The 8672-nt window shown below is 72.4% G+C and carries 8 protein-coding genes, 2 tRNA genes and 1 pseudogene; 5 read left to right on the top strand and 6 right to left on the bottom strand.

Features of this window, described 5'->3' with window-relative positions; all coding sequences use genetic code 11:
- Positions 1-280: pseudogene (locus tag AC0CYZ_RS03670) on the top strand (hypothetical protein); the annotation flags it as partial.
- A 35-nt stretch (positions 281-315) separates the two neighbouring features.
- On the opposite strand, the gene AC0CYZ_RS03665 reads toward AC0CYZ_RS03670, so the two are convergent.
- From AC0CYZ_RS03665 to AC0CYZ_RS03655, 3 genes are all read right to left on the bottom strand, one after another.
- Positions 316-391: transfer RNA gene (locus AC0CYZ_RS03665), tRNA-Ala, on the bottom strand.
- A gap of 12 nt (positions 392-403) precedes the next feature.
- Complete coding sequence (locus AC0CYZ_RS03660) at positions 404-517, bottom strand: DLW-39 family protein (RefSeq protein ID WP_472212441.1); 114 nt, start codon at positions 515-517, stop codon at positions 404-406.
- Positions 514-1368 carry an alpha/beta fold hydrolase gene (locus AC0CYZ_RS03655; RefSeq protein WP_472212439.1) on the bottom strand — a complete coding sequence of 285 codons (855 nt, stop codon included), beginning with the start codon at positions 1366-1368 and terminating at the stop codon, positions 514-516. Before AC0CYZ_RS03655 ends, AC0CYZ_RS03660 begins: the two co-directional genes overlap by 4 nt.
- A 139-nt stretch (positions 1369-1507) precedes the next feature.
- Here AC0CYZ_RS03655 and AC0CYZ_RS03650 point away from each other — a divergent pair, with 139 nt between their 5' ends.
- The 4 genes from AC0CYZ_RS03650 to AC0CYZ_RS03635 all read left to right on the top strand — a co-directional run bounded on the left by AC0CYZ_RS03650 (position 1508) and on the right by AC0CYZ_RS03635 (position 4547).
- Entirely contained in the window at positions 1508-2683 is a 1176-nt protein-coding gene (locus AC0CYZ_RS03650; RefSeq protein WP_472212437.1) for a Tm-1-like ATP-binding domain-containing protein, read from the top strand.
- A gap of 26 nt (positions 2684-2709) precedes the next feature.
- A complete protein-coding gene (locus AC0CYZ_RS03645; protein ID WP_472212435.1) occupies positions 2710-3585 on the top strand; it encodes a phosphoenolpyruvate hydrolase family protein in 876 nt (291 codons plus the stop codon).
- Positions 3585-4025, top strand: coding sequence for an SRPBCC family protein (locus tag AC0CYZ_RS03640; RefSeq protein ID WP_472212433.1), 441 nt, complete (start codon positions 3585-3587; stop codon positions 4023-4025). Before AC0CYZ_RS03645 ends, AC0CYZ_RS03640 begins: the two co-directional genes overlap by 1 nt.
- Positions 4026-4127: 102 nt before the next feature.
- Positions 4128-4547, top strand: a complete 420-nt coding sequence (locus AC0CYZ_RS03635) for a histone-like nucleoid-structuring protein Lsr2 (protein ID WP_472212431.1) — start codon at positions 4128-4130, stop codon at positions 4545-4547.
- A gap of 74 nt (positions 4548-4621) precedes the next feature.
- On the opposite strand, the gene AC0CYZ_RS03630 is transcribed toward AC0CYZ_RS03635, so the two are convergent.
- The 3 genes from AC0CYZ_RS03630 to gyrA form a co-directional block, all read right to left on the bottom strand.
- Positions 4622-4695: transfer RNA gene (locus AC0CYZ_RS03630), tRNA-Ile, on the bottom strand.
- A 74-nt stretch (positions 4696-4769) separates the two neighbouring features.
- A complete protein-coding gene (locus AC0CYZ_RS03625) occupies positions 4770-5657 on the bottom strand; it encodes a DUF3566 domain-containing protein (protein ID WP_472212443.1) in 888 nt (295 codons plus the stop codon).
- A gap of 145 nt (positions 5658-5802) precedes the next feature.
- Positions 5803-8316 (bottom strand): DNA gyrase subunit A, encoded by a 2514-nt coding sequence (gyrA, locus tag AC0CYZ_RS03620; RefSeq protein WP_472212429.1) that lies wholly within the window; start codon positions 8314-8316, stop codon positions 5803-5805.
- Positions 8317-8672 lie beyond the last annotated feature (356 nt).

Here is an 8672-nt window from a genome sequence, read left to right as displayed (position 1 = left end):
GTTGAGGGTTCGATTCCCTTCGTCTCCACCCAGCCCGACGAGCACTGTTGCGTTCCGGGGACCATCGGTCGCCCTCCGCGCCCTCGTGGGGCACGTCGGGGCACTCACCGCTGAACCTCGGACGCGGCGCTCGGGCTCAGCTGCGGAGAGCCTTCCGGGCGATGACCCGCTCGACCTCTACGGCCACCTGTTCCCGGACCGGCTCGACGACCTCGCGGACCGGATGGACGCCGCGGTGTGTGCCCCAGAGGTGCCCCAGGACGACGAGGAGGAGTGCTGATGTTCCACGTGGAACACGTTATTGCAGGTCAGACGTGGTGGAGACGAAGGGAATCGAACCCTCAACCCCCGCCTTGCAAAGGCGGTGCTCTGCCAATTGAGCTACGTCCCCGGGTACCGAGGTCTAGGCGCTGCGGGTCGCCTCGCGCCAGACCTCCGCGGCCGGCCGCTCCTGGCGCCGCCGCACGAGGTGGGCCACCCCGAACGCCGCCAGCACCACCACGACCAGTTTCGTCACGACTCCCACGCTAGCAGCCCGACCGCACCCTCGAGCGCGGCCGCGAAGCCGGCCGGGTCCTCCAGGTAGCCGAGGTGGCCGCCGGGGACCTCGACCGGAGTGAGGCCCAGCTCGCGGGCGAGGACGACGTTCGGGCGGCTCGCGAGCTGCCCCTCCGCCCGGGACTCGCTGCCCACGGCCAGGACGAGACGGGCGACGTGCTCACGCAGCACGGTGAGGTCGAGCTCGTGCACCGGGTACGGGCCGTACTCGTGGGAGAACCAGAAGGCGTTGTTCGCCGGCCACCGCTCCTGCATCGCCCGGAACTCGGCCGGGATCCCCTCGACGGCGGGCTGCTCCCCCGGTGGCGGACGACGGACGCCCACCCCCGTGACCTCGCCGAACTCGGCCATGGCCGCCTGCGCGCCGTCCCGGCGGTACGTCTCGGCGATCGCCTCGAACCGCGCGGCGATGGCATCGTGGTCCTCGAGCAGGGTGATCAGCGGGGGCTCGTGGGCGACCGCGGCACGTACGAGGTCCGGGCGGCGCACGAGGAGCTCGAGGACGACGATCGCGCCCGAGCTGCTGCCGAGCACCACCGCCGGCCCGCCGTGGCGCTCGATCAACGCCGCCAGATCCTCGACGTCGTCGCCCAGCTTGTCGGGTCCCACCTCGCCGTCGAGCGGGCTGCGCACGAAGCCCCGCCGCACGTAGGTGAGCACGGTCCACCGGGACGCCAGGACGTCGGCGAGCGGTCCGAAGACCGTCGGGTCGCCGTTGCCGCCGACGACGCACACCAGCAGCGGTCCCGACCCGCGGACCTCGGTGTGCAGGCTCGCCCCGCGCACCGCGACGTCCTCGATGCTCGCCACGGGTCCACGGTAGGGCCGACGACGTGGCTCTCCTGCCACTGGTCGCAGAAAAGGGAGCACGCCGACAGCGCTTCGCCGGCACCGGGGTGGGGGAGATAGAACTCGACAGGAGACGACGAGGTCCGGTGCGGGAGGACTGATGGCGCACGCCTACGTGGTGGGCACGTTCGACACGAAGGGCGACGAGCTGCGCTACGTCGCCGACCTGGTCCGCGACGCGGGCCACGAGGTGACCACCGTCGACGTCGGGACCTCCGACGCCGCCGCCCGCCGCGCCGACGTCACCGCCGCCGACGTCGCCGGCGCGGACGCGTTCACCGGGGACCGGGGCACGTCGGTGGCCGCCATGGCCGACGCGCTCGAGCGCTGGCTGCCCGGGCGCACCGACCTCGACGGCGTGATCGGCCTCGGGGGCTCCGGCGGCACCGCACTGATCACCCCGGCCCTGCAGCGCCTCCCGGTCGGCGTCCCCAAGATCGTCGTCTCCACGGTGGCCTCCGGGGACGTCGCGGCCTATGTCGGCGAGAGCGACATCGCGCTCATGTACTCGGTCACCGACGTCGCCGGGCTCAACCGCATCAGCCGCGTCGTGCTCGCCAACGCGGCCGGCGCGCTCGCGGGCGCCCTGAACCGCCCGCCGGTCGAGACCGGCGACAAGCCCGCCCTCGGCCTGACGATGTTCGGGGTCACGACGCCGTGTGTGACCGCGGTGACCGAGGCCCTGCACGACGAATACGACTGCCTGGTCTTCCACGCCACCGGCACCGGCGGTCGCGCGATGGAGAAGCTCGTCGACGACGGCCTCGTCTCCGCGGTCTGCGACGTGTCCACCACCGAGATCGCCGACCTCGTCGCCGGCGGCGTCATGGCGGCCACCGAGGACCGGCTCGGGGCGATCGCCCGACGACGGGTGCCGTGGGTCGGCAGCGTCGGCGCCCTGGACATGGTCAACTTCGGGGCACCGGACACCGTGCCGGAGCGCTACCGCGACCGGCTGTTCTACGAGCACAACGCGCAGGTGACCCTGATGCGCACCACCCCCGACGAGTGCCGGGCCGCGGCCGGGTTCCTCGCGCGCAAGCTGAACGGCTGCGAGGGACCGGTGCGCCTGCTCGTGCCGTTGCGTGGGGTCTCGGCCCTCGACGTCGATGGCGGGCCGTTCGCGGACCCGGCCGCCACCGAGGCGCTCGTCGAGACGTTGCGCGCGGAGCTCCACCAGACCGATCGGCGGCGGCTCGTCGAGACCGATCTGCACGTCAACGACCCGCAGTTCGCGACGCGCCTCGTCGCGGAACTGCAGGCGATCGCCGAGTGAGAACCACACCGGCTGAGAGGAGACCCATGGGCACGGACGGACGCACGGTCCCGGATCGGGCCGAGATCGTGGCCCGCCTCCGCGAGAAGGTGGCGCGGGGCGAGCCGATCGTCGGCGGCGGTGCCGGCACCGGATTGTCGGCCCGGTGTGAGGAGGCGGGCGGGATCGACCTGATCGTCATCTACAACTCGGGCCGATATCGGATGGCGGGCCGCGGCTCGCTCGCCGGCCTGCTGGCCTACGGCAACGCCAACGAGATCGTCGTCGAGATGGCCCGCGAGGTCCTGCCGGTGGTCTCCCACACTCCCGTGCTCGCCGGGGTCAACGGCACCGACCCCTTCCTGTTGCGCGACCGATTCCTGCGCGAGCTGCGCGACCTCGGATTCGCCGGCATCCAGAACTTCCCCACGGTCGGGCTCATCGACGGGGTCTTCCGCGCGAATCTCGAGGAGACCGGGATGGGGTTCGCGCACGAGGTCGACCTCGTCGCCGCGGCCCACGACGCCGATCTGCTCACCACGCCGTACGTGTTCTCCTCGGCGGACGCCCGGGCGATGACCGAGGCCGGCGCGGACGTCGTCGTCTGCCACATGGGCCTGACCACGGGCGGGTCGATCGGCGCCGGGACCGCGAAGTCGCTCGACGACTGCGTGGCACTCGTCGACGAGTGGGCCGCCGCCGCCCGCGAGGTGCGCGACGACGTGCTCGTGCTGGTGCACGGCGGGCCGGTGTCGGCCCCCGAGGACGCCGCGTACGTCCTGGAGCGCACCCGGACCTGCCACGGGTTCTACGGGGCCAGCAGCATGGAGCGGCTGCCTACCGAGGAAGCGCTCACGGCCCGCACGCGCGAGTTCACCCGGATCCGGGCGTCGGTCGCCCGTCCCGACCAGAAGGAGTCCTGATGCCCGAGGCCTTCGCGTCCGCGATCATCCCGGCCGACGCCGCCGCCGTCTGGGCGGTCGTGCGCGACTTCAACGGGATTCCCCGGTGGCACCCCGGGATCCGGTCCTGCGAGCTCGAGACGCCGGGCGATTCCGTCGGCGCCGTACGCCACCTGACCCTCGACGACGGCGGCGAGGTCCGCGAGGTCCTCGTCGCCCTGTCCGACACCACGCGGACGCTGACGTACGAAATCCTCACCTCGCCGTTCCCGGTCCGCCTCTATCGCTCGACCATGCGGGTGGTGCCGGTGACCACGACGGGCGAATCCTTCGTCGAGTGGGGAGTCGTCTTCGACTGTGACGCCGACGACGTCGATCAGCTCGTCGAGTTCTTCGGTGAGGGCGTCTTCGGTGGCGGCCTCGCCGGTCTCGGAGCACATTTCTCTGCCACTGTCGAGTGATACCCCGCCCGGCGCTCGCCTTCTCCCGATTCGCTGCTAATGTGAATGGCGTCCGGAAGTGATTCCGGACGATATTCCCCCGCGAACCGAGGAGTACGCCGGATGGCCCAGAAGACCGTCGTCACGTTGGTGGACGACCTGACCGGCGAGGAGTCCGAGGACATCACCACCGTCGAGTTCGCGCTCGACGGTGTGACCTACGAGATCGACCTCGACGAGAAGAACAGTGCAGAACTGCGTGATTCGCTCGCGCAGTACGTCGCGGCGGCCCGGCGCACGGGGGGGCGCCGCGCGTCGTCGTCGTCCGCCGGCGCCCGCCGTCGTTCCGGCGGCGCCGGGACGGGGACGCCCCGGGCCACCTCGCCCGGCGGCTACGACCGCGAGACCTCGAAGCAGATCCGGGATTGGGCCCGCGCCGAGGGCTTCGAGGTGTCCGACCGGGGCCGCGTGCCCAACAACGTGGTCGAGGCCTGGGAGGCCCGCGGCAAGAACGGGTCCTCGGCGGCCGCGTTCTCGGGCTGACGACGCCCGCACGACGACGGCCCCGGAGCGCGGTGCTCCGGGGCCGTTCGACGTCGTGGGGGGTTTCGTACCGGTGGGCCCAGCTGGATTTGAACCAGCGACCTCGTCGTTATCAGCGACGCGCTCTAACCAACTGAGCTATGGGCCCCCGCGCGGTGGCCGGTCCAGATTACCGGAGGGCGTCGGGCGCGGCCGCCACCGGGGTGGCGGCCGCCGACCGGCCTAGTCGCGCTCGGAGAGCGTGACCTCGATGCCGCCGGCCACGTCGGCGGAGATGTTGTAGATGAACGCCGAGACGCTGGCGAGCGCGGTGAACAGGATGGTGTTCACCACCCCGACGATCGCCGCGACCCCGAAGACCCCGCCGGCGGTGATCAGCTGCCCGCCGCCACCACCGGTGTCGGACGTGAGGTCCTGGTAGGTGCCGTTGAGCTGCGCCCAGACCCCCATGCCGTCGAGCACGGCGTAGAGCACGCCGACCGCGAACATCCACACGAAGAACAGCGCGACCCCGAGGACCAGTGCCAGCTTCAGCACCGACCACGGGTCGAAGCGCTTGACCTGCAGGCTCGCCCGCCGCGGCACCTTGCCCCGCGGTGACGGCCGGGCGGTGGGGAGGTCGTCGTCGAGATCGTCGAGGTCGGGCTCGGGCTCCGACCGCTCCCGGTTGCGCATCCCGAGCTGCTCGGGCGAGAGCTGGTTGGTCGGCGCGTCGATCAGGGCGGTGTTCGAGCGGCGCGGACCCTGGCCCTGGCCCTGGCCCTGGTTCTGGCCCTGACCGCGGCCCTGTCCCTGGCCCTGCGTGGGCAGCGGACCGCTCGGCGGCGACGTGGGCCGCGGCCCACCGGGCGGGGCCGACCCGCCGGGCGCCGACTGCGGCCCCGGGCGCGGCGTCCCGGACGGGGGCGTCGCCGGACGGTCCCCGGCCGGTGCCGGGCTCGGGCGCGCCGCCGCGCGCTGGTCACCCTCGGGCGGCCGCGACCCGGCCTCGCTGCGGGAGCCGGCCCGCTGCCACGGGGGCGGCGGTCCGCCCGCGGCGGCCTGGTCGGACCCGCGGGAGACCCCCTCGGAGGTCCGGGCGGACCCGTCGTCGGACGCGGGCTTCGTCACCACCGTGTCCGCGGCGGTGTCACCACGGGCGCCCTTGACGGTGTCCGCGCCGGCCCCGCTCTCGCGGGCGTCGTCCTCGTCCGGTGTCGCAGTGCTCACGGTGCTCGTCTCGTCGTCGGGGGCAGGAGCCGGGGGCTGCCGGTGGTCACATCAGCGTGTCGGGCGCCTGGTCCGGGCCGCCGGCGTCCGGGTCGGCCGAGCTCTCGGCGTTGCGGGCCACCGCGAGCAGCGTGCCGTCGTCGCCGAGGTTCATCAGGCGCACGCCCTTGGTCTGGCGGCCGGCCTTGCGGACCGACCTCGCCGTGGTGCGGATGACCCCGCCGGTGGCGGTGATCGCGTACAGCTCGTCCTCCAGGTCGACGATCAGGGCGCCGACGAGGGTGCCGCGCCGGCGGTCGTACTGCAGCGTGAGCACGCCCTTCCCGCCGCGGCCCTGGACCGGGTAGTCCTCGATCGGTGTCCGCTTGGCGTACCCGCCGCTGGTCGCCACCAACAGGTACGTCCCGTCCCGGACCACGCCGAGCGACAGCAACTGGTCGCCGGAGTTGAAGCGCATGCCCGTCACGCCGGAGGTCGCGCGGCCCATCGGGCGCAGCGCCTCGTCGGTGGCGGAGAACCGGATGGACTGGCCCTCCCCGGAGACGAGGAGCAGGTCGTCGTCGGAGGAGCAGAGCACCGCGCCGACCAGCTCGTCCTCGTCGCGCAGGTTGATGCCGATGAGACCGCCGGTGCGGTTGGAGTCGAACTCCGTGAGCCGGGACTTCTTCACCAGGCCGCTCTTGGTGGCGAGCACCAGGTACGGCGCGGCCTCGTAGTTCGAGATCTGCATGACCTGCGCGATCTGCTCCTCGGGCTGGAACGCGAGGAGGTTCGCGACGTGCTGGCCGCGCGCGTTGCGGTTGGCCTCGGGCAGCTCGTAGGCCTTGGCGCGGTACACCCGCCCCTTGTTCGTGAAGAACAGCAGCCAGTCGTGCGTGGAGCAGACGAAGAAGTGGGCGACGATGTCGTCCTGCTTGAGCGTGGCGCCCTGCACGCCGCGCCCGCCGCGCTTCTGGGCGCGGTACAGGTCGGTCTTGGTGCGCTTCGCGTAGCCGGTGCGCGTGATCGTGACAACGACGTCCTCGACCGCGATGAGGTCCGCGTCGGCGACCTCGCCGTCGTACCCGACGATGCGGGTCAGCCGCTCGTCCCCGTGCTTCTCGACGATCTCACCGAGCTCGTCGCGCACGATCTGCCGCTGGCGCTCGGGTCGGTCGAGGATGTCCTGCAGGTCGCGGATCGTGTTCTCGATCTCGGCCAGCTCGTCGATGATCTTCTGGCGCTCGAGGGCCGCGAGGCGGCGCAGCTGCATGTCCAGGATGGCCTGCGCCTGGATCTCGTCGATCTCGAGGAGCTCCATGAGGCCGGTGCGCGCGACGTCCACCGTCTGCGACGCCCGGATGAGGGCGATGACCTCGTCCAGCGCGTCGAGGGCCTTCGCGAGCCCGCGCAGGATGTGGGCCCGCTCCTCGGCCTTGCGCAGGCGGTAGCGCGTGCGCCGGACGATGACCTCGATCTGGTGGCGGACCCAGTGGCGGATCAGCTGGTCGAGCCGCAGCGTGCGCGGGACGCCGTCGACGATCGTCAGCATGTTGACGCCGAAGCTGTACTGCAGCTGCGTGTGCTTGTAGAGGTTGTTCAGCACCACCTTGGCGACGGCGTCGCGGCGCAGGGTGATGACGATGCGGCGCCCCACCCGGTCGCTCGACTCGTCGTTGATCTCCGCGATGCCGTGCAGCCGGCCCTCGCGGACCATCGTCGCGATCGACTCGATGAGGTGGTCCGGGTTGACCTGGTAGGGCAGCTCGGTGACGACGAGGGTGGTGCGCCCCTTCGTGTCCTCCTCCACCTCGACGACGGCGCGCATCCGGACCGAGCCGCGCCCGGTGCGGTAGGCGGACTCGATGCCGTCGTGGCCGACGATCAGACCCGCCGTCGGGAAGTCCGGGCCCTTGATGCGCTCCATGAGCGCGGCGAGGGTCTCCTCCTCGGAGGCCTCGGGGTGGTCGAGGGCCCAGGTGGCCCCCTCGGCGACCTCGCGCAGGTTGTGCGGTGGGACGTTCGTCGCCATGCCGACGGCGATGCCGGCGCTGCCGTTGATGAGCAGGTTCGGCACCCGCCCGGGCAGGACGGCGGGCTCCTGGGTGCGGCCGTCGTAGTTGTCGACGAAGTCGACGGTCTCCTCGTCGATGTCGGCGAGCATCGACATGGCGAGCGGGGTGAGCCGGCACTCCGTGTACCGCATCGCGGCCGCCGGGTCGTTGCCCGGCGAGCCGAAGTTGCCCTGGCCGTCGATCAGCGGGTAGCGCATCGCCCACGGCTGGGCCAGCCGCACGAGGGCGTCGTAGATCGCCGAGTCACCGTGCGGGTGGTAGTTGCCCATGACGTCGCCGACGACGCGGGCGCACTTGACGTAGCTGCGCTCCGGGCGGAAGCCGGAGTCGTACATCGAGTAGAGGACCCGGCGGTGCACCGGCTTGAGGCCGTCCTCCACCAGGGGGAGCGCGCGTCCCACGATCACGCTCATCGCGTAGTCGATGTAGGAGCGCTGCATCTCCTGCTGGATGTCGACCGGCTCGATCCGGTCGCCCGAACCCGGAGGCAGCGTCGTCTCGGTCACGCGGTTCCCACTCCACTCCTGGGCGCCCCTGGCCCGCGGCCGGTCACCGCGTCGAACACCTCGGGGGCGTGCCCGTCCCGCCGGGGGCCGACGTGCACCGTCCCGACCCCACGATTCTACCGGCGCCCCCGACGATCACGGTGGCGCCCCGCGCAGGTCAGGTGCCCTGTCCGGGTTCTCCGGCCGCGTGGCCCCGGAGCACCCCGCCGCGCGGGGGCCGTGCGGGGTCAGCGGGGCACGAAGAGCACGTTGCGGCGCCCGTCGTCGGCCCCCGGCGGGACGGGCACGCCCCCGAGGTGTTCGACGCGGTGACCGGCCGCGGGCCAGGGGCGCCCAGGAGTGGAGTGGGAACCGCG

This window comes from Actinomycetospora sp. (genome assembly GCF_055612215.1).
This window is presented reverse-complemented; position numbering and strand designations above follow the sequence as displayed.

Excerpts from the sequence above, each read along its gene's own strand:
- AC0CYZ_RS03650 (WP_472212437.1), top strand. The coding sequence starts at position 1,508 with ATGGCGCACGCCTACGTGGTGGGCACGTTCGACACGAAGGGCGACGAG.
- AC0CYZ_RS03635 (WP_472212431.1), top strand. The coding sequence starts at position 4,128 with ATGGCCCAGAAGACCGTCGTCACGTTGGTGGACGACCTGACCGGCGAG.
- AC0CYZ_RS03640 (WP_472212433.1), top strand. The coding sequence starts at position 3,585 with ATGCCCGAGGCCTTCGCGTCCGCGATCATCCCGGCCGACGCCGCCGCC.
- AC0CYZ_RS03645 (WP_472212435.1), top strand. The coding sequence starts at position 2,710 with ATGGGCACGGACGGACGCACGGTCCCGGATCGGGCCGAGATCGTGGCC.